The organism is Candidatus Frankia alpina, assembly GCF_902806485.1.
GTDB classification, from domain to species: domain Bacteria; phylum Actinomycetota; class Actinomycetes; order Frankiales; family Frankiaceae; genus Frankia; species Frankia alpina.
Genome location: NZ_CADCWT010000021.1, coordinates 1 through 20,531, shown reverse-complemented (window position 1 = coordinate 20,531; position 20,531 = coordinate 1). Strand labels below are relative to the sequence as shown.

16 protein-coding genes, 1 pseudogene and 1 riboswitch are annotated in these 20,531 nt (G+C 73.4%); all 17 genes and pseudogenes read left to right on the top strand.

Features of this window, described 5'->3' with window-relative positions; translation table 11 throughout:
* Positions 1 to 4 precede the first annotated feature (4 nt).
* Positions 5 to 928: an aspartate carbamoyltransferase catalytic subunit gene (locus G6R25_RS04635; protein ID WP_136447526.1), complete on the top strand. Its 924-nt coding sequence runs from the start codon at positions 5 to 7 to the stop codon at positions 926 to 928.
* Positions 925 to 2,265: a dihydroorotase gene (locus tag G6R25_RS04630; protein WP_163551993.1), complete on the top strand. Its 1,341-nt coding sequence runs from the start codon at positions 925 to 927 to the stop codon at positions 2,263 to 2,265. Before G6R25_RS04635 ends, G6R25_RS04630 begins: the two co-directional genes overlap by 4 nt.
* Positions 2,262 to 3,287, top strand: coding sequence for a PH-like domain-containing protein (locus G6R25_RS04625; protein ID WP_163551992.1), 1,026 nt, complete (start codon positions 2,262 to 2,264; stop codon positions 3,285 to 3,287). The genes G6R25_RS04630 and G6R25_RS04625 overlap by 4 nt, the downstream gene beginning before the upstream one ends.
* A complete protein-coding gene (carA, locus tag G6R25_RS04620) occupies positions 3,284 to 4,549 on the top strand; it encodes a glutamine-hydrolyzing carbamoyl-phosphate synthase small subunit (RefSeq protein ID WP_205446865.1) in 1,266 nt (421 codons plus the stop codon). The genes G6R25_RS04625 and carA overlap by 4 nt, the downstream gene beginning before the upstream one ends.
* Complete coding sequence (gene carB / locus G6R25_RS04615; RefSeq protein WP_163551991.1) at positions 4,549 to 8,151, top strand: carbamoyl-phosphate synthase large subunit; 3,603 nt, start codon at positions 4,549 to 4,551, stop codon at positions 8,149 to 8,151. The genes carA and carB overlap by 1 nt, the downstream gene beginning before the upstream one ends.
* Positions 8,148 to 8,930, top strand: coding sequence for an orotidine-5'-phosphate decarboxylase (pyrF, locus tag G6R25_RS04610; RefSeq protein WP_163551990.1), 783 nt, complete (start codon positions 8,148 to 8,150; stop codon positions 8,928 to 8,930). The genes carB and pyrF overlap by 4 nt, the downstream gene beginning before the upstream one ends.
* 231 nt (positions 8,931 to 9,161) lie before the next feature.
* Entirely contained in the window at positions 9,162 to 9,479 is a 318-nt protein-coding gene (gene mihF, locus G6R25_RS04605) for an integration host factor, actinobacterial type (RefSeq protein WP_163551989.1), read from the top strand.
* A gap of 247 nt (positions 9,480 to 9,726) precedes the next feature.
* Positions 9,727 to 10,272 (top strand): guanylate kinase, encoded by a 546-nt coding sequence (gene gmk / locus G6R25_RS04600; RefSeq protein WP_163551988.1) that lies wholly within the window; start codon positions 9,727 to 9,729, stop codon positions 10,270 to 10,272.
* Positions 10,273 to 10,409: 137 nt separating this feature from the next.
* Complete coding sequence (rpoZ, locus tag G6R25_RS04595) at positions 10,410 to 10,694, top strand: DNA-directed RNA polymerase subunit omega (RefSeq protein WP_163551987.1); 285 nt, start codon at positions 10,410 to 10,412, stop codon at positions 10,692 to 10,694.
* Between the two features lie 7 nt (positions 10,695 to 10,701).
* Positions 10,702 to 12,009, top strand: a complete 1,308-nt coding sequence (coaBC, locus tag G6R25_RS04590) for a bifunctional phosphopantothenoylcysteine decarboxylase/phosphopantothenate--cysteine ligase CoaBC (protein WP_163551986.1) — start codon at positions 10,702 to 10,704, stop codon at positions 12,007 to 12,009.
* Between the two features lie 41 nt (positions 12,010 to 12,050).
* On the top strand, positions 12,051 to 13,247 hold the full coding sequence (gene metK / locus G6R25_RS04585; protein WP_163551985.1) for a methionine adenosyltransferase: 1,197 nt from the start codon (positions 12,051 to 12,053) through the stop codon (positions 13,245 to 13,247).
* Between the two features lie 90 nt (positions 13,248 to 13,337).
* The gene (locus G6R25_RS04580; protein ID WP_163551984.1) at positions 13,338 to 15,632 is read left to right on the top strand and encodes a primosomal protein N'; all 2,295 of its coding nucleotides are present in this window, start codon (positions 13,338 to 13,340) and stop codon (positions 15,630 to 15,632) included.
* A gap of 546 nt (positions 15,633 to 16,178) precedes the next feature.
* Complete coding sequence (fmt, locus tag G6R25_RS04575) at positions 16,179 to 17,156, top strand: methionyl-tRNA formyltransferase (protein ID WP_163551983.1); 978 nt, start codon at positions 16,179 to 16,181, stop codon at positions 17,154 to 17,156.
* Entirely contained in the window at positions 17,153 to 18,649 is a 1,497-nt protein-coding gene (locus G6R25_RS04570; protein WP_163551982.1) for an RsmB/NOP family class I SAM-dependent RNA methyltransferase, read from the top strand. The genes fmt and G6R25_RS04570 overlap by 4 nt, the downstream gene beginning before the upstream one ends.
* A 147-nt stretch (positions 18,650 to 18,796) precedes the next feature.
* On the top strand, positions 18,797 to 19,507 hold the full coding sequence (gene rpe / locus G6R25_RS04565; RefSeq protein ID WP_136448515.1) for a ribulose-phosphate 3-epimerase: 711 nt from the start codon (positions 18,797 to 18,799) through the stop codon (positions 19,505 to 19,507).
* On the top strand, positions 19,504 to 20,010 hold the full coding sequence (locus G6R25_RS04560) for a cytidine/deoxycytidylate deaminase family protein (RefSeq protein WP_412842730.1): 507 nt from the start codon (positions 19,504 to 19,506) through the stop codon (positions 20,008 to 20,010). Before rpe ends, G6R25_RS04560 begins: the two co-directional genes overlap by 4 nt.
* A 116-nt stretch (positions 20,011 to 20,126) precedes the next feature.
* A riboswitch (FMN riboswitch) is annotated at positions 20,127 to 20,256 on the top strand.
* A gap of 132 nt (positions 20,257 to 20,388) precedes the next feature.
* Positions 20,389 to 20,531 (top strand): annotated as a pseudogene (locus G6R25_RS04555) (riboflavin synthase); the annotation flags it as partial.

The window sequence follows — 20,531 nt, the reverse complement described above, 5'->3', positions numbered from 1 at the left end:
GGGCGTGAAGGGACACCTGCTTTCGACCGAGGATCTCAGCCGGGACGACGCGCTGGTGGTGCTGGACACCGCGGAACGGATGGCGCGGGTTGCCGAGGCGTCGGTCCGCAAGCTGCCGACCCTGCGGGGCCGCACTGTGGTCAACCTTTTCTTCGAGGATTCCACCCGCACCCGCACGTCCTTCGAGGTAGCCGCCAAGAGACTGTCGGCAGATGTGATCAATTTTTCGGCGCGCGGGTCAAGCGTGTCGAAGGGCGAGAGCCTGAAGGACACCGCGCAGACCCTCGAGGCGATGGGCGCCGACGCGGTGGTCTGCCGGCATCCCGCCAGCGGCGCGCCGCACCGGCTGGCGACCTGGGTGCGCGGCAGCGTGGTCAACGCCGGCGACGGCACCCACGAGCATCCGACCCAGGCACTGCTCGACGCCTTCACAATGCGCCGCCGGCTCGGTCGGGTCGACGGGCTCGCCGTCACCATCGTCGGCGACGTGCTGCATTCCCGCGTGGCGCGGTCCAACGTGTGGCTACTCACCACGCTTGGAGCCAGTGTGACGGTGGTGGCCCCGCCGACGCTGTTGCCTCTGGGTGTCTCCTCGTGGCCGGTCGAGGTGTCGTACGACCTCGATGCGGTCCTACCCAAGAGCGATGTGGTGATGATGCTGCGGGTCCAGCGCGAACGGATGTCGGCGGCGTTCTTCCCCACCGAGCGGGAGTACAGCCGCCGCTACGGGCTGGACGTCGACCGGGCGGCGACCCTGCCCGAGCACGCCCTGGTCATGCATCCGGGGCCGATGGTGCGCGGGATGGAGATTGCCTCCGCGGTCGCCGATTCGGCCCGGTCGACCGTGGTGGAGCAGGTCGCGAACGGGGTGAGCGTGCGGATGGCCGTGTTGTATCTGCTGCTGGGCGGTTCCGGGGAGGTCTCATGACGACGAATGGCTCGGGACAGTCCTGGGTGCTGCGCCAGGTCCGCCCGCTCGGCGGGGACGCCGTCGACGTGCTGCTCGCCGACGGGGTCGTGGCGGCCTGGCGGCCCCCGGGCTCGACCAGCCCGGACTCCGAGGGCCTGCCCCTCGGGACGACCGTCCTGGACACCGCCGGCCTGATCATGCTCCCGGGCCTGGTCGACCTGCACACCCATCTGCGCGAGCCCGGCCGGGAGGACGCCGAGACGGTCGAGTCGGGCACCCGGGCCGCGGCGCTCGGCGGCTACACCACCGTGTTCGCGATGGCGAACACCAACCCGGTCGCCGACACCGCGGGCGTCGTCGAGCAGGTCTGGCGGCTCGGGCTCGACGCCGGCCACTGCGACGTGCGGCCGGTCGGCGCCGTCACGGTGGGGCTGGCGGGGGAGCGCCTCGCTGAACTCGGCGCGATGGCGACGTCGGCGGCCGAGGTGCGGGTGTTCTCCGACGACGGGCACTGCGTGTCCGACGCGCTGCTCATGCGTCGGGCGCTGGAGTACGTCAAGGCGTTCGACGGGGTGATCGCCCAGCACGCGGAGGAGCCCAGGCTGACCGCCGGCGCCCAGATGAACGAGGGGGTCATGGCCGCCCGGCTGGGCCTGCCCGGCTGGCCCGCGGTCGCCGAGGAGGCGATCATCGCCCGGGATGCGCTGCTGGCCGGGCACGTCGGGTCCCGGCTGCATGTCTGTCATGTCTCCACCGCGGGTTCGGTGGAGCTCATCCGCTGGGCGAAGGCGAAGGGCTGGCAGGTCACCGCCGAGGTCACTCCGCACCACCTGCTGCTCACCGATGATCTGATCAGCTCGTTCGACCCGGTCTACAAGGTCAACCCGCCGCTGCGCACCGCCGCCGACGTCGCTGCGCTGCGTGCCGGCCTCGCCGATGGGACGATCGACTGCGTGGCGACCGACCACGCCCCGCACGCACTGGAGGACAAGGAGACAGAGTGGGCCGCGGCCCGGCCCGGCATGCTGGGCCTGCAGACCGCGCTGTCGGTGGTGATGGAGACGATGCTCATCCCGGGGCACCTCGACTGGGCCGGCGTCGCCGACCGGATGGCCCTGGCCCCGGCCCGCATCGGTGGCCTGCCGCGACCGGCCGCCGAGGGATGGAGTTCCATAGCGGTGGGTGCGCCCGCGACCGTGACGCTGCTCGACCCGTCACCGTGGCGGGTCGTCGAGGCGGACACTCTCGCCAGCCGCAGCCGCAACACCCCCTATGCGGGGCGGTCTCTGCCGGGAGCGATCCGCGCCACGTTCCTGCGAGGCCGACCCACCGTGCTCGACGGGAAGGTCGTATGACTGCCTCGCCATTCGCCGCCTCGCCATCCGCCGCTGGACCGGTCGTCTTCGCCGCCGACCGGGGGCCGGACCGCCTGGGCCTGCATCTGCTGCTCGTGGTGGGCCTGCTGTTGCTGTTCGTCGCGGTGGTCGGGACGATGCTGCGGGCTCGGCGCAACAAGGCTGATCGGCAGGAGGAGGACCTGCCCGAGCTGCCCGGCCCGCCGGCCGAGCCCGGCACGGTGCTCGCCGCCCCGCTGCGCGGGATGTACCTCGGGACCGTCGACGCCGGCCACTGGCTGGAACGGATCGCCGCGCACGGCCTGGGCGGCCGCGTCGGTGGCTACGTCAGCGTGTACGAGACCGGCGTGCGGGTGGACCGGGGCAGCGACGCGTTCTGGATCCCCCGGGACGCCGTCCGCGGCGCCCGCCTGGAGCGGGCCCACGCCGGCAAGGTCTCCGCGCCGGGACGCCTGGTCGTGATCGCCTGGTCGTACGGCGGGCACGAGCTGGAAACCGGCTTTCGCGGCGAGGACCGGGCGCGCCAGCCGAAGGTGGTCCGGGCCGTGCACGACCTCATCGGCCCGCCGCCGGCCCACCTGGCCTCCGGCGACGTCACCTCGTCGCATGCGGTGCCGCGGATGCGGCCCCGGCTGCGCCCGCGGGCCGCGGTCCCGGGGCCGGGCGGCGCCCCGCCGCCCTGGCCGAACTCCGGCCAGCCCACCGAGGAGATGCCGGCGATCCGCACGGGCCCCCGGCTGCGCCGCGGTGAGCGCGGCGCGGCCCGCGGCGACCGGCCCGGCGCCGCCGACCGGTTCGACTACCCGCAGCGCCGCCGCGACCCCCGCCATCCGGACGCCTACCAGCCCGACCCCCGCCGTGGCGGTCCGCGTCCGACCGACCCCCACCAGTCCGATCCCCACCCGGCGGGCCCGCGCTCCGGCGACCGGGGCCGCCCTGAGCAGTCCGACACCGGTCGGTCACCGGTCGACCCGTTGACCTCACCACTGGGTGAGGTCCGCAGGCTGAAGGAGGATCGGTGAGCGTCCTCACCACGACACCTGGCTCCGCCGCCGCCGGCCGGCCGACCGGCCGGGCGGCCGACCGGGCGGCCGACCGGACGAACCCGACCCGCGCGGTGCTGATGCTGGAGGATGGGCGCAGCTTCGTCGGCGAGGCGTACGGCGCGATCGGCGAGACCTTCGGCGAGGCCGTGTTCTGTACCGGGATGACCGGTTACCAGGAGACGCTGAGCGACCCGTCGTTTCACGGCCAGATCGTCATCATGACCGCGCCGCACATCGGCAACACCGGCGTCAACGACGCCGACTACGAGTCCGACCGCATCCAGGTCGCCGGCTTCGTCGTGCGTGACCCGGCGCGGCGTCCGTCGAGCTGGCGCTCGCGCGGCAGCCTCGACGACGAGCTGGTCGCCGCCGGGGTGGTCGGCATCAGCGGCCTCGACACCCGGGCGCTGACCCGTCACCTGCGCGAACGTGGGGCGATGCGGTGCGGGATCAGCAGCATGCTCGCCGACGGGGCGCGGGCCGACGCCGAGGGAGAACGCGCGGCGCTGGCCGCCCTGCTCGACCGGGTGTGCAGCTCGCCGGAGATGATCGGTGCCGACCTGGCCCCGCTGGTCTCCACGCCGGAGCCCTACGTGGTGCCGGCGGTGAGCGGCACGGCGCAGTTCAAGGTCGCCGCGCTGGACCTCGGCATCAAGCGGGCCACCCCCGCGGCCATGGCGGCGCTCGGGTGCGAGGTGCACGTGCTGCCCGCCAGGACCACCGGCGAGGAACTGCTCGCCCTCGAACCCGACGGGGTGTTCCTGTCCAACGGTCCCGGCGACCCGTCGACCGCCGACTACGCCGTCGAGGCCCTGCGCACCGTGCTGCGCGCCGACGTGCCCGTGTTCGGGATCTGCTTCGGTCACCAGCTGCTTGCCCGGGCCCTGGGATTCGAGACGTACAAGCTGACCTACGGCCATCGCGGGGTGAACCAGCCCGTCGGCGACGTGGCCACCGGCCACATCGCGGTCACCAGCCAGAACCACGGTTTCGCCGTGAACGCCCCGCTGACCGGCGTGACGGACACGCCGTTCGGCCGGGTCGTGGCCAGCCACATTGGCCTCAATGACGAGGTCGTCGAGGGATTGGAGTGCCTGGACGTGCCGGCCTTCAGCGTGCAGTTCCATCCGGAGGCCGCGCCGGGCCCCCACGACGCGGCCGGCCTGTTCGAGCGGTTCCGCGACCTGATGGCCGCCGCCCGCCAAGCCCGCGTGGCGGCCGCCGGGGGGGAGGTCTGATGCCTCGGCGCGAGGATCTGCGCAGCGTCCTGGTGATCGGCTCCGGGCCGATCGTCATCGGCCAGGCCTGCGAGTTCGACTACTCCGGCACCCAGGCGTGCCGGGTGCTGCGAGCGGAGGGCCTGCGGGTCATTCTGGTCAACAGCAACCCGGCCACGATCATGACGGACCCGGAGCTCGCCGACGCGACCTACGTCGAGCCGATCACCCCGGAAATCGTCACCAAGATCATCGAGCGGGAGCGGCCCGACGCCATCCTCGCGACCATGGGCGGCCAGACGGCGCTGAACACCGCCGTCGCCCTGCACGACGCCGGCGTCCTGGACCGCTTCGGTGTCCGGCTGATCGGCGCGAACATCGACGCGATCCGCGCCGGCGAGGACCGGCAGGCGTTCAAGGACATCGTCGCCACCGTCGGCGGCGAGACAGCCCGCAGCGCCATCTGCCACACCGTCGAGGAGTGCCTGGCCGCGGGGGAGGAGTTCGCCTATCCCGTGGTCGTGCGGCCGAGCTTCACCCTCGGTGGCGCCGGCAGCGGCTTCGCCCACGACGCGAGCGAGCTCACCCGGATGGCCGCCGACGGTCTCGCGGCGAGCCCGTCGACGGAGGTCCTGGTCGAGGAGTCGATCCTCGGCTGGAAGGAGTTCGAGCTGGAGCTCATGCGCGACCGCGCCGACAACGTGGTCGTAGTCTGCTCCATCGAGAACGTCGACCCGATGGGCGTCCACACCGGCGACTCGATCACCGTCGCCCCGGCGATGACCCTGACCGACCGCGAGTACCAGGCGATGCGCGACATGTCGATCGCGGTCATGCGCGCCGTCGGGGTCGACGCCGGCGGCTGCAACATCCAGTTCGCCGTCGACCCGGCGACGGGCCGCCAGGTCGTCATCGAGATGAACCCGCGGGTGTCGCGCTCGTCGGCGCTGGCGTCCAAGGCCACCGGCTTCCCCATCGCCAAGATCTCGGCGAAGCTCGCCCTCGGCTACACCCTCGACGAGATCCCCAACGACATCACCCGGACCACGCCGGCCGCCTTCGAACCGACGCTGGACTACGTCGTGGTGAAGGTGCCGCGGTTCGCGTTCGAGAAGTTCCCCGGCGCCGACCCGACGCTGACGACGACGATGAAGTCGGTCGGCGAGGCGATGGGGGTGGGCCGCAGCTTCGCCGAGGCGCTGCAGAAGGCGCTGCGTTCGATGGAGTCGGCGGGCTCGATGTTCTCCTTCATCCCGCCGACCGAGGACGCGGCCACCCTGCTGGAGTCGACCCGGGTGCCGCACGACGGCCGCCTGCGGGTGGTCCAGCAGGCGCTGCTCGCCGGCGCGGACCCGGCGGACGTCAACCGGGTGACCGGCATCGACCCCTGGTTCGTCGATCAGATCGTCTTCCTCAACGAGATCGCCGCCGACATCACCCGCACGTCGGTGGGCATCCGCCGGGCCAAGCGGGCCGGCTTCGCCGACACCCAGCTCGCCGAGCTGCTCGGCACGTCCGAGGACGTGGTCCGCGCGTTCCGCCACCGGGCCGGCATCCGGCCGGTGTTCAAGACCGTGGACACCTGCGCGGCCGAGTTCGCCTCCGAGACCCCGTACCACTACTCGGCCTACGACAGCGAGACCGAGGTGGCGCCGAGCGGCCGGCCGCGGGTGATCGTGCTCGGCAGCGGTCCCAACCGCATCGGCCAGGGCATCGAGTTCGACTACGCCTGCTGCCACGCGGTGATGGCGCTGTCCGACGTCGGCTTCGAGACCGTCATGGTCAACTGCAACCCGGAGACGGTGTCCACCGACTACGACACCGCCGACCGGCTCTACGTCGAGCCGCTGACGGTCGAGGACGTCCTCGAGGTCGTCCACGCCGAGCAGCAGGCCGGCCCGCTGGCCGGGGTGATCGTCCAACTCGGCGGCCAGACCCCGCTGGGCATCGCTGCGGCGCTGGCCGAGGCGGGCGTGCCGATCGTCGGGACCGCGCCGAAGGCGATTCATCTGGCCGAGGACCGCGGCCAGTTCGGCCAGGTGCTGGCCGCCGCCGGCCTGCCCTCCCCGCCGCACGGGGTGGCGACCTCCTTCGCCGAGGCCCGCACCGTCGCCGAGCGGATCGGCTACCCGGTGCTGGTGCGCCCCTCCTACGTACTCGGCGGGCGCGGGATGGAGATCGTCTACGACGACACCATGCTGCGCGACTACATCGAGCGGGCCACGGCGATCTCCCCCGAGCACCCCGTGCTCGTCGACCGGTTCCTCGACGACGCCGTCGAGATCGACGTCGACGCCCTGTTCGACGGCGAGACGCTCTACCTCGCCGGCGTGATGGAGCACATCGAGGAGGCCGGCGTGCACTCCGGCGACTCGGCCTGCGCCCTGCCGCCGATCACGCTCGGCCGCGCTGACCTGGAACGCATCCGCACGTCCACCGAGGCGATCGCCCGCGGCGTCGGGGTGCGGGGGTTGCTCAACGTCCAGTACGCCCTGCAGTCCGACGTCCTCTACGTCCTGGAGGCCAACCCGCGGGCCTCGCGCACCGTCCCGTTCGTCTCCAAGGCGACGGCGGTGCCGCTGGCCAAGGCGGCCGCCCGGGTGATGCTCGGCGCCTCCGTCGACGAGCTGCGCGCCGAGGGCCTGCTGCCGCGCACCGGCGACGGCGCCACCCTGCCGCTGGACTCGCACATCGCGGTCAAGGAGGCGGTGCTGCCCTTCGGCCGCTTCCGCGACGCCGGCGGGCGCGGGGTGGACACCGTCCTCGGCCCGGAGATGAAGTCCACCGGCGAGGTGATGGGCATCGACGACGGCTTCGGCACCGCCTACGCCAAGTCGCAGGCCGCCGCCTACAACGGGCTGCCCACCTACGGGCGGGTGTTCGTCTCGGTCGCCAACCGGGACAAGCGGGCGATGATCTTCCCGATCAAGCGGCTCGCGGATCTCGGCTTCGTCGTCTACGCCACCGAGGGGACCGCCCAGGTGCTGCGGCGCAACGGGGTCAAGGCAGTCGTGCTCGGCAAGCACCGGGCGCCGACCGAGGGCCTGCTCGACTGCGTCGAGATGATCACCTCGGGTCAGATTGATCTGGTCATCAACACCCCGTGGGGCGTCGGCCCGCGGCTCGACGGCTACGAGATCCGCACCGCCTGCGTCAGCGCCGGGGTCCCGTGCATCACCACCATTCAGGGTGCCGCCGCCTGCGTGCAGGGCGTCGAGGCCCTGGTCCGCGGGGAGCTGGGCGTTCGGCCGCTGCAGGAGTACCACGCCGCCCTGCGCGAGGCGTGGGGCAGCGCGGACGGTCCCGACGGTGCCGACCGCCCGGCCGGCGCGGCCCCGGATGCGCCCGTCTCCGAGCAGCCGGCCGCGTCCTTCGATGACCAGTCGGCGGGATCCTTCGACGAGTTGCCGACCGGGCGTTTCGACGAGCAGCCGGCCGTGTCCTTCGACGAGTTGCCGACCGAGCGCTTCGAGGAGCATCCGACCGGGTCCGCCGACGAGCGGTCCACGTCGTCCAACGGACCACCCGGGACGTCGGCCGCAGATCCCGCCGCGCCGCCCGCCGCAGACGCGGCCGGGCCCGGCGCAGCTACCGACCTCGGCCCCGCGCGGACCGCCCGGTGAGCGCCCCGTCCCGCTTCACCCCGCGCGCCGGGCAGGCGCCGCTGGCGGTCGCGCTCGACGCCCCGGACGGCGCGACCGCGCTGCGGTGGGCCGAGGCGGTCGCGCCGTACGCCGCCGTGCTCAAGATCGGGCTGGAGCTGTTCTACCGGGAGGGACCGGCGATCGTGGCGGCCCTGCGCGCGGCCGGTCTGCTCGCCGAGCCCGCCGAGGGTGCTGCGGGCGGGGTGGGCGGCCCGCCCGAGCTGTTCCTTGATCTCAAGCTGCACGATATTCCGGCGACGGTCGCCGGTGGAATGCGGTCGGTTGCCACGTTGCAGCCTCGATTCGTCACCGTGCATGCGGCTGGGGGGCCGGCGATGATACGTGCGGCGGTGGCTGCAGCTCCTGCGGTTGAAGTAGCCGTTGTGACCGTCCTCACCTCGCTCGATGCCGCCGCGCTGGCCGCCGTCGGGCTTGCCGGGCCGCCGCAGGACGCCGTCCGCCGCCTCGCCGTGCTCGCCGTCGAGGCCGGGGCGCGCACCCTTGTGTGCAGCCCACAGGAGGTCCGAATGGTCCGTTCGGAGCTCGGTGACAACGTGACTCTCATCACGCCCGGGGTGCGTCCGGAGGGGTCCGAGGTGGCCGACCAGGCCCGGATCGCGACCCCGCGGGAGGCGTTGGAAGCGGGTGCTGACCTGGTCGTGGTGGGTCGTCCCATCACCCGAGCCGCCGATCTGGGCATGGCAGCAAAAATGGTCGCAGACAGTATTTCCGCAGGTCAGAGGCCTGCGGGCCGCTGACGGCCGTGGTCAGGGCAGGGTGTGTTCGTCCTGGTGCGGTACGAAGCGGTACGGTGGGGCCGTCGTAGACCGAAAGGGTGCGGCACGAGCGGGCCACCCCTTTCGTCCCGTCAAAGCCTTCTCTTGTGCGAACAATATGTCCGCATCAGAGTGTTGTGGCCAAGACTGGACCGAGGAGCCACTTCCTCGCTAGTTTGCGCGGCGCGATCACCGAATTGAGGAGGCGTACCCGTGCCCCTGCCGCCCCTAACGCCCGAGCAGAGGGCCGCCGCCCTCGAGAAAGCCGCGCTGGCTCGTAAGCAGCGCGCGGAACTCAAGGAGCGGTTGAAGAAGGCGGAGACCACTCTGGCCGCCGTCTTGCAACTAGCCGAGGCCGATGAGGTCGTCGGCAAGATGAAGGTTTCGGCTGTTCTGGAGTCGCTTCCCGGAGTTGGGCGCGTGCGCGCCCAGAAGATCCGAGAACGGCTCGGGATCAGTCCGACCCGCCGGCTGAGAGGGCTCGGCGCGAAGCAGCGCGCCGCGCTCCTCGAGGAGTTCGGAACGGCCTGATCCGGCGGAGTGGGAAATCCACTCCGGCAACCGGAGTAGGGCCTTGGCGGGACGCGGCATCGCCGGGTGAGTGGTCTCACTCACGTACTTCCGGTGAAGTCGCGGGATCTTCCGAGGGGATCGGGGGTCGGTATTCTTTACCGGCCCCCGATCCGTAAGTCCATGGGAAACAAGTCTCATCTTGGGGTCGTCCGCAGGCGGATGACCGCTGTGCGGCAGCCGTCCCGGAGGCCCTAGGGTTGTGACCGTGGGACTCACTGTGCTGTCCGGGCCATCCGGAGTCGGGAAGGGGACGGTCGTTGCGGCCGTCCGCGAGCGTCATCCCGAGGTCTGGGTCTCGGTCAGTGCCACCACCCGGGCTCCCCGGCCCGGGGAGACCGACGGTGTCGAGTACCACTTCGTCGACGCCGAGGAGTTCGCCCGGATGGTCAAGTCCGGTGAGTTCGTCGAGCATGCGATGTTCGCCGGGCACGCCTACGGCACCCCGCGGGGTCCACTGCAGGCACGGCTCGCCGAGGGCGTCCCGTGCCTGCTGGAGATCGAACTGCTCGGGGCCCGCCAGGTGCGTTCGGCGATGCCGACCGCCCGGTTCGTCTTTCTCGCTCCACCCACGTTCGAGGAGCTGGTGCGGCGGCTGACCGGCCGGGGGACCGAGTCGCCCGAGGTCATCGCCCGCCGGCTGGACCGGGCTCGCATCGAGCTCGCGGCCGAGACGGAGTTCGACCACGTGGTCGTCAACGACGATGTGCGGGCCGCGGCCGCGCGGTTGGTAGCATTGATGATCGCCTCTTAGGCGCGGGTCCGCTCGTACCGCGCCGCGAAGCCGTACCTCATGCGCTCGAACCCGGGCACAGGAGTCTTGACGCCTGTGCCCGGGTGCACAGTCCGGACGGCTGCTGCCGTTCCGGACATCCACCCCGGAAGGACATCGTGGCCGGAACCGTAGCCCACCCCGAAGGCATCACCAACCCGCCGATCGACGAGCTGCTTGAGGCCACCGACTCGAAGTACAGCCTGGTCATCTACGCGGCCAAGCGGGCCCGCCAGATCAACGCCTACTACTCGCAGCTCGGCGAGGGCCTGCTGGAGTACGTCGGGCCGCTGGTCGAGACGACCAACGCCCAGGAGAAGCCGCTGTCGATCGCCCTGCGCGAGATCAACGCCGGTCTGCTCACCCACGAGACGGTCTCCGACGGCCTTCCGCCGGTCGCCTGACCCGGCCGTGACCGACGAGCCCACCGGCACCGCGGGCGCCCCCGCCCGACGACCCCGGGTCGTGCTCGGTGTGGCCGGGGGCATCGCCGCCTACAAGGCGGTCGAGGTGCTGCGCCGGTTCATCGAGTCCGGGCATGAGGTGCGGGTCGTGCCCACGCCGTCCGCGCTGCGTTTCGTCGGGGAGACGACCTGGGCGGCGTTGTCCGGCAACCCGGTCACGACCGAGGTGTGGAGCGACGCCGGCGAGGTGGCCCACGTCCGCATCGGGCGGGAGGCCGACCTCGTCCTCGTCGTCCCGGCGACCGCGGACCTGATGGCCCGCGCGGCCGCCGGGCGGGCCGACGATCTTCTCACCGGGACCCTGCTCACGGCCACCTGCCCGGTGATCTTCGCGCCGGCGATGCACACCGAGATGTGGCAGCATCCGGCCACCCGGGCGAACGTGGCCACCCTGCGAGCCCGGGGCGCGGTGGTGCTCGACCCGGCTGCCGGCCGGCTGACCGGCGCCGATTCCGGGCCCGGCCGGCTGCCCGAACCGGCGGAGATCGCCGCGCTCGGCATGGCGGTACTCGTCCGCGGGGCCGACGGCGTCCGCCCGGACCTCGCCGCCCGGCACGTGCTGGTCACCGCCGGGGGCACCCGGGAGTACCTCGACCCGGTCCGCTTCCTCGGCAACGCCTCCAGCGGGCGCCAGGGCTACGCGGTGGCCCGGGCGGCACTGGCCCGCGGCGCCTCGGTGACGGTGGTCGCGGCCAACGTCGCCCTGCCCGAGGTCGCCGGGGCGCGCACGATCGCGGTCACCTCCGCCGTCGAGCTGCGGGAACGGGTGCACGAGGTGGCGCCGTCGGCGGATGTCGTCGTGATGGCCGCCGCAGTCGCCGATTTCCGGCCGCAGGCAACCCAGACGTACAAGATTAAGAAAGAATCCGCGGCGCCCGACTCCATTGCTCTGGTGCGAAACCCTGACGTGTTGTCCGAGTTGGTGACGAACCGCCGTCCCGGGCAGCTCCTGGTCGGATTCGCCGCCGAGACGGGCGGCCCCGACGGCGGGGTTCTCGACCACGCGCGGGCGAAACTCGCCCGCAAGCCCGTCGATCTCCTCGTCGTCAACCAGGTCGGCGCCGGGCTCGGGTTCGAGGTGGCGGACAACGCCGCGGTGGTCCTGGCCGCCGACGGTAGCCAGACGACCATCGAGCGGGCGAGCAAGGACCTGGTCGCGCACCGGATCCTCGACCTCGTGGTGGAGTTCCAGATCGGTCACGGCGATGCAACGGCCGGCGAGGCAGTGCGGGTGCCCGTGCGGGCTACTCGGTAAGCTTCGTCGGAATCAACCGGATCTCCCAGGGGGTTAGACCAGTGGCGACGCGCCTGTTCACGTCCGAGTCCGTCACCGAAGGGCATCCGGACAAGATCGCTGACCAGATCAGTGACTCGATCCTCGATGCAATGATCAAGGATGACCCGAAGAGCCGGGTCGCGGTGGAAACGCTCATCACGACGGGCCAGGTGCACGTCGCCGGTGAGGTCACCACCAAGACTTACGTCGACATCGCCGCGGTCGTCCGCGAGCGCATCCTGGAGATCGGCTACGACTCGTCGAAGAAGGGGTTCGACGGCGCCTCCTGCGGCGTCAGCGTCTCCATCGGCGCGCAGTCAGCGGACATCGCCCAGGGCGTCGACACCGCCCACGAGTCCCGCGTCGAGGGCTCCAACGAGGACGAGCTCGACCGCCAGGGCGCCGGGGACCAGGGCCTGATGTTCGGCTTCGCCTGTGACCAGACCCCCGAGCTCATGCCGCTGCCGATCGCGCTGGCGCACCGCCTCGCGAGGCGGCTGTCCGCGGTCCGCAAGGACGGCCAGGTTGGCTACCTGCGCCCGGACGGCAAGACCCAGGTGACCATCGAGTACGCCGACGGCAAGCCCGTCCGCCTCGACACGGTCGTCGTCTCCACCCAGCACGCCGCCGACATCGACCTCGACACGCTGCTCGCGCCCGACATCGCCGAGTACGTCGTCGAGCCGGAGCTGGCGCTGCTCGACATCTCCACCGAGGGCCGCCGCCTGCTGATCAACTCTACCGGCCGTTTCGAGATCGGCGGCCCGATGGGCGACGCAGGCCTGACCGGTCGCAAGATCATCGTCGACACCTACGGCGGTTACGCCCGGCACGGCGGCGGCGCCTTCTCAGGCAAGGACCCGTCCAAGGTCGACCGCTCGGCCGCCTACGCCCTGCGCTGGGTCGCCAAGAACGTGGTCGCCGCCGGCCTCGCCAGCGCCTGCGAGGTGCAGGTCGCCTACGCCATCGGCAAGGCGCACCCGGTCGGCCTGTTCGTCGAGACCTTCGGCACCGGCACGGTTCCCGAGGAGCAGATCCAGGACGCCGTGACCCAGGTTTTCGACCTGCGTCCGGCGGCCATCATCCGTGACCTGGACCTGCTGCGCCCGCTCTACGCCCAGACCGCCGCCTACGGGCACTTCGGCCGCCCCGAGCTCGACTTCACCTGGGAGTCCACCTCGCGCGCCGAGGCTCTCCAGCGCGCGGTCAAGGGCTGACGCCTCGAGCGCACGGTCGACTCGCCTCCGTGACCAGGCGGGGCCGTGGGCCGGCCGATCCTGTCGGCGGGACCTGGTACTAATGCCCACATGACCGAGCGGCCCGACACGATCCCCGGCCTTGGCCCGGGGCCGGCCGGGCCACCGCGGCCGGGCCGGGGATCGGGTGCGCGCGCCGGGTCGGGGCGGGCCCGCGGTCTTGGTGCGCCGTCCCCGCCGGCTGCGGAGCTGCCTGTGGCCAGGGTCGCGGTCGACACCCCGCTGACCCACCTCGACCGTCCCTTCGACTACCTCGTCCCGGCCGATCTCGCCGCGGCGGCCGTGCCCGGCTCCCGGGTCCGGGTCCGCTTCGCCGGCCGGCAGGTCGACGGATTCGTCCTGGAGCGGCGGGCGGCCTCGGAGCACCCCGGCCGGCTTGCCCCGCTCGAGCGGTCGGTCTCGCCGGAGCCGGTGCTGTCCGAGTCGATCGCCCGGCTCGCCCGCACCGTGGCGGACCGCTACGCCGGCACACTGGCCGACGTCCTCCGCCTCGCCGTCCCACCCCGCCACGGCCGTACCGAGACCACCCACGCGCCGCCGCGAACCGCCACCGCGATGCCCGAGGCCACTCCCGGCGAACCGGCGGCCGATCCTTCCCCACCGGCGACTTCCCCACCGGCGACCATCTCCGCCGAACTGGGGGAGTGGGCGCGCTATCCCGCCGGACCGTCGATGCTCGCGGCGCTGGCTGCAGGCCGGTCACCGCGTGCCGTGTGGTGGGCGCCGCCCGGCCCCGCCTGGCCGGCGATGATCGCCGCCGTGGTCGGCGCCGCGGTGCGGTCGGGCCGCGGTGCGATCGTCGTCGTTCCCGACCACCGCGACGTCGATCGAGTGGAGGCCGCGCTGGTCGAGGTGGTCGGGCGCGAGATCACCGTCGCCCTGCGGGCCGACCTCGGCCCGTCCCGCCGCTATGGCGCCTTCCTCGCGGCCGCCCGTGGGCAGGCCCGGGTCGTGGTGGGCACCCGGGCCGCGGTCTTCGCCCCCGTGGCCGACCTCGGCCTGCTGGTCGTGTGGGACGACGGGGACGAGCTGCATGCCGAGCCGCTGGCCCCCTACCCGCACACCCGCGACGTCGCCGTACTGCGCGCCCGCCAGGACGGCTGCGCACTGCTGATCGGTGGCTTCTGCCCGACAACGGAGGCCGAGGCGCTCGTCCGTGGCGGCTGGGCCCACCCGCTGGCGCTGCCCCTGTCCGAGGTCCGGGGGCTCGCCCCCCGCGTCGAGGCGACCGGTTCGGACCACGAGTACGCCCGCGATCCCGCCGCCCGCGCGGCGCGGCTGCCCTCGCTCGCGGTCCGCACGGCCCGCCAGGCGCTGGCCGCCGGCGCCCCAGTGCTGGTCCAGGTGCCCCGGCGCGGCTACCACCCCTCACTGGCGTGCGCGGACTGCCGGCGTCCTGCCCGCTGCCGGCACTGCCAGGGCCCGCTGGGCCGGTCTTCCGGCGCCGGCGTGCTGACCTGCCAGTGGTGCGGCCGTCCCGTGCCCGCCGCTCGGGGTGGGGCGGGTGGCGTGGTCGGGGCGGCGGTCTGGCGGTGTCCGTCGTGTTCGAGCGAGCGGCTGCGGGCCTCGGTGACGGGGGACCGGCGCACCGCCGAGGAGTTGGGCCGGGCCTTCCCCGGCGTCCCGGTGCGGACCTCGGGTCGCGACGGCGTGCTCGCCACCGTCCCCGCGGAGCCGGCGCTCGTCATCTCCACCCCCGGCGCCGAGCCGGTCGCCGCCGGCGGGTACGGCGCGGTGCTGCTCCTCGACGGCTGGGCTCTGCTTGGCCGTCCCGACCTGCGGGCCGCCGAGATCACCCTGCGGCGCTGGGTGGCGGCGGCGGCGCTGGCCCGCCCGGCGCCACGCGGTGGGCGGGTCATCGTGTCCGCCGACGCGGGGCTCCCGGTCGTACAGGCGCTGATCCGCTGGGATCCCGCGACCTTCGCCGCCCGGGAGGCCGACGAACGCGCCGAACTCGGGTTCCCGCCGGCAACCCGGATGGCCACCGTGGAAGGCAGTGCCGCGGCCGTCGCCGAGCTGCTCGCCGTCACCCGCCTGCCCGAGGGCGCCGGCCTGCTGGGCCCCGTGCCGCTGCCGCCCGCACCCCCCGCCCGGGCGGCAGCGGCTCCGGGCGGTCGCGGCCGCCGGCGTGGCGGCCGGCCCGAGCCCGCGGCCGGGCCCGTGCTGGGCGGCGGCTCGCGAGCCGGCGGGCCGGGCGAGGTGGAGATTGAACGCCTGCTCATCCGGGTGCCCCGCGAGCGCGGCGTGGCCCTCGCCGCCGCGCTGCACGAGGCCCGCGGCGTCCTCGGCACCCGCCGGAGCACCGCCGGCCTGCGCGTCCAACTTGATCCGCTCGTCATCGGCTGACGGCGAGCCCGTCACCGCCGACTGCAGCCCGCAGTGGCCCTGGCCACTGCCGCCCGCTTCCCCGCCCGCCCGCTTCCCGGCCAGATCATGCCGAGGATTAGCCACGGTTTCAGCGCCGAAAACCGTGGCTAAACCTCGGCACGGCTCCGTGCGCGACTGGTCACAGAAGGATGCGCGAGGGGTGGCGGCCGATGGGCGCGCCGAACTGGGGGCGGCCCAGACCCCGCGGGCATCGCCGGCCGAGCTGGGGGCATCACAGTGTCGGCCCCGCGGAGGTGAGGAACGGGCCAGCGACAGCGTAGCGACACGAGTAGGATCGCCAGCTCGTCGAGTCCTCGAGACAACCCCGTCCGCCGACGAGGCCGACCGTCCGTCACAGCGGCGGCCGCCCGCGATACGGTCGGCAGCGGCAGGCCCGAGGACGCCGCCCGTGTCCCCGCCCGCGGGCGACGGCGGACGGTCCCTGGCCAGCCCGAACAGCTCGGATCATGCCCCCGTAGACGGCCGCGGCGTCCGCATGGCGTCGCGGCGGATCGGTGCTCGCGTATGCGTCTAGTTTTCGCCGGCACACCGGCGGTCGCCCTGCCCAGCCTGCGGGCGTTGATCGACAGCCCGCGCCACGACGTGGTCGCGGTCGTCACCCGTCCCGACCGTCCCGTCGGCCGGGGCCGGAAGATCAAACCGCCGCCCGTGCACCTGCTTGCCGACGAGGCCGGCATCCCGGTGCTCAGCCCGGAGCGGCCGCGCGACCCGGACTTCCTCGCGGCGCTCACCGAGCTGGCACCCGACTGCTGCCCGGTCGTCGCCTACGGCGCCCTGCTGCCCCGGGAGGCGTTGGCGATTCCCCCCCACGGCTGGGTGAACCTGCACTTCTCACTGCTGCCGGCCTACCGCGGCGCGGCCCCGGTGCAGCGGACCGTGCTGGCCGGCGACGACCTCACCGGCGCCAGCGTGTTCCAGATCGAACCGGCGATGGACTCCGGCCCGGTGTTCGGCGTCGTCACCGAGCGGGTCCGCCCCACCGACACCTCCGGCGACCTGCTCGACCGGCTCGCGGAGTCCGGTGCGCACCTGCTCGCCGCGGTCATGAACGGCATCGACGACGGAACTCTGCAGGCCGCGCCCCAGCCCGCCGAGGGAATATCGTTTGCGCCGAAGCTGACCGCCCAGGATGTGCTGATCGACTGGACCCTGCCGGCGGTCGTCGTGGACCGGTTGACCCGGGCGGCGACGCCCGCACCCGGAGCCTGGACGATGTTCCGGGACCGGCGGCTCAAAATAGGTCCGGTGCGCGCCGGGGCGCAGAACGCGCCGGACGAACTGGTGCCGGGTCGGTTGGCGGCGCTCACCGACGGCGCGGTCGCCGTGGGCACCGGGACAGGCCCGGTGCTGCTCGGCGAGGTGCGACCCGAGGGCCGAGGGCCGATGAAGGCCGCCGACTGGGTCCGAGGGGCGCGCCTGACCGACGAGGACGTCCTGCGTGCGCCGGCGGGGGCACCCGCCGGCGGTGGGGGAGCCGCATGAGCCCGGCCGGGTCACCGGGCACCCGCGGGGCGCGCCCGCCCGCCGCCGTCGACCGGCCCCGCCGGCTGGCCTGGGAGGTACTGCGGGCGGTCGACGAGCGCGGCTCCTACGCCAACCTGCTCCTGCCCTCGCTGCTCGCCGGCAGCGGGCTGCCGGCCCGCGATCGCGGCTTCGTCACCGAACTCGCCTACGGGGCGCTGCGCGCCCAGGGAACCCTCGACGGGCTGCTCGACACGGCCACGAGCCGACCCGTGCGCGACATCGACCCGCCGCTGCGCGACGCGCTGCGGCTCGGCGCCTACCAGCTGCTGCGTACCCGGGTGCCCGCCCGGGCCGCGGTGGCCAGCACCGTGGACCTCGTCCGGGCGACCAGCGGCGAGCGCCCGATCCGGTTCGCGAACGCGGTGATGCGCCGGGTGGCAGCCCGGATCGCGGAGTCGGGCGGGGACCTCGCCCAGCTGCTCGGCGCCCCCCGCTTCGATGCCGACCCGATCGGCCATCTCGCGGTGGTGAACGCCCATCCGCGGTGGATCGTCGAGGTTGTCGCCGAGGTGCTCGGTGACGACCTCGACGAGACCCGCGCGGCCCTCGCCGCCGACGACGAGCGGCCGGCGGTGCATCTGGTCGCCCGGCCGGGCCGCACCGACCGGGAGCGCCTGCTCGCCGAGGCCGCCCAGGAGGGGCTGGTCGCGGCCCCCGGCCTCTATTCGCCGTTCGCGGTACGCCTCGACGGCGGTGATCCCGGGCGGCTGCCGACGGTGGCGTCCGGGCTCGCGGCGGTGCAGGACGAGGGCAGCCAGCTCGTGGCGCTCGCTCTGGCCCGGACGGCGACGGTCGGCCGGGACCGCGGGCTGACCGTCGACCTGTGCGCGGGCCCCGGCGGCAAGGCGGCGTTGCTCGCCGGCCTGCTCACCGACCGCTCGGGCGCCGGGCCCGAGCCGGCGTCGGTTTCCGAGCCGGCGCCCCCATCCGGGGCGGCGCTCGGGGCCGGGGCGAGCCTGCTCGCACTTGAGCCTCGCGCCACCCGGGCCGGCCTGGTGGCGCGGTCGCTGGCGGGGGAGCCGCGGGCCTGGGTGGTGCGCGCGGACGGGCGGGCGGCCCCGTTGCCCGCGGGCAGCGCCGATCGGGTGCTCGTCGACGTGCCCTGCACCGGGCTCGGCGCGCTGCGCCGCCGCCCGGAGGCCCGCTGGCGGCGCATCCCCGGCGACCTGGCCGCCCTCGTGCCGTTGCAGAGCGCCCTGCTCGTCGCCGCACTGGACCTGGTCCGACCCGGCGGCGTGGTCGCCTACGCGACCTGCTCCCCGCATCCGGCGGAGACTGTCGAGGTGGTCCGCCAGGTGACCGGCCAGCGCGCGGACACCTCCGTGCTCGACGCCCGGCTCGCCTTGCCGGAGGTCGACGCGCTCGGATCCGGGCCGTTCGTCCAGCTCTGGCCGCACCGGCACGGCACGGACGCGATGTTCATGGCGCTGCTGCGCCGCAACCAGAACTGAGCCCGCGCAGGTGGGCAGGCGCCGGCGGCGAGTCGGCCGACCGCCTGCCCCGACCGCCTGCCCCGGGCCCGGCGTGCGGCCGAGGCCCGAGCGCGGAGGTGTCGAACGGCTCGGGGCGTGCGCCGATTGAGTCGATAGTCTCGCGGGGTGGCAACCGCACAGATCTATCCCAGCCTGCTCGCCGCGGACTTTGGCCGACTGGCCGACGCCGCCGTCGCGGTCGAGGGACGGGCCGACTGGCTGCACGTCGACGTTATGGACTACCACTTCGTCCCGAACCTGGCGTTCTCCCCGGACGCGGTGACGGCGTTGCGGTCGGTGACACAGACCCCGCTCGACTGCCATCTCATGATCGAGAATCCGGATCGCTGGGCCGCCGACTACGCCGAGCGTGGCGCGGCGAACGTGACCATTCACGCCGAGGCCGTGTCCGACCTGCCCCGGACCACCGCGGCGATCCGGGCCGCCGGCGCCCGTACCGGTCTCGCTGTGAAGCCGAACACTCCGGTTGAGCACTACCTCGACGACCTGCACCGCTTCGACCTGCTGCTGCTGATGACGATCGAGCCCGGATTCGGTGGCCAGAAGTTCATGACCGAGGTGCTGCCGAAGATCGAGGCGGCTCGCCGGCTGATCGACGACCGCGGCCTGGACCTGTGGCTGCAGATCGACGGTGGGGTCAACGAGGAAACCGTCGAGCTGGCCGCGGTTGCCGGGGTCGACGTCTTCGTCGCCGGCACGGCGGTCTTCGGCGCGGCCGATCCCGGCGAGGCCGTCGAGAAGCTGCGCGCCCAGGCGCTGCGGGTCGCCCCCCGGCTGACTGCACCGCCCGCTCGCGCGGTCGCCGACCCCGCGTGACGACGTCCGTGCCGTCGCGCCCCGACGGCCCGCCTCCGGGGCCCGGCGGGGACCGCTACTGGCTGGCCCGCGCGGTCGAGCTCGGACGCCGCTGCCCGCCGTCGACCACGGCGTTCTCGGTCGGCGCGATGATCGTGGCGGCTGACGGGACCCTGCTCGCCGACGGCTACTCTCGGGCGCAGGAGCCGCACGACCACGCCGAGGAGGTCGCGCTGCGCCGCCTGGCCGCCGGCACAGACCGGGCCGCCGTTGTCGATCTGGCTGTGGCCACGGTGTACAGCTCGCTGGAGCCATGCAGCGCTCGGGCGTCGCGGCCGCGGACCTGCACGGAACTCATCCTCGCCGCCGGGATTGGCCGGGTGGTGTTCGCCTGGCGTGAGCCGTCGCTGTTCGTCGACTGCGACGGTGCGGAACGGCTGTCTGCGGCCGGCGTCGAGGTGGTCGAACTCCCGGCGCTCGCCACGGATGTCCGGGCGGTCAACAGCCACCTCCCGCTCGGCTGAGCGTCGCCCGGGGCGCCCGACCTGGTATTCGGCCGCCGGCCATGACCTTGGTCACGTTGCTGAGGGCGGCGTGTGGCCGCTTCGTATGTCAGACTTAGGCCAGTACAACCAGCAGCACGCGCGCTCCGGGGTCGGTGAAACTCCGAGCCGGCGGTGATAGTCCGCGACCCGTCCGCAGACATTGGGACGGTTGACTCGGTGGAATTCCGGGACCGACGGTCAAAGTCCGGATGGGAGGACGCGCGCGGGCCGAGTGCCCGTGGGCGGTCGCGGCCGTCCTCGGGTGCGCGCCGGCGTGTCCATGCCGGCAGGTTCCGCGTGGCAACCCCCCCCAAAAAAAACCGGGGGGCGGTGCCCGGGACCGAAGGGCGCGGTCGGATGTTCACCGGCATCGTTGAAGAGCTTGGTGTAGTGGCTGCGGTAGATGCGCGGCCGGAGTCAGCGGCGCTCACCATCGCCTGTCAAACCGTACTGGCGGACGCGACCCACGGCGCCTCCATCGCCGTCAACGGCGTGTGTCT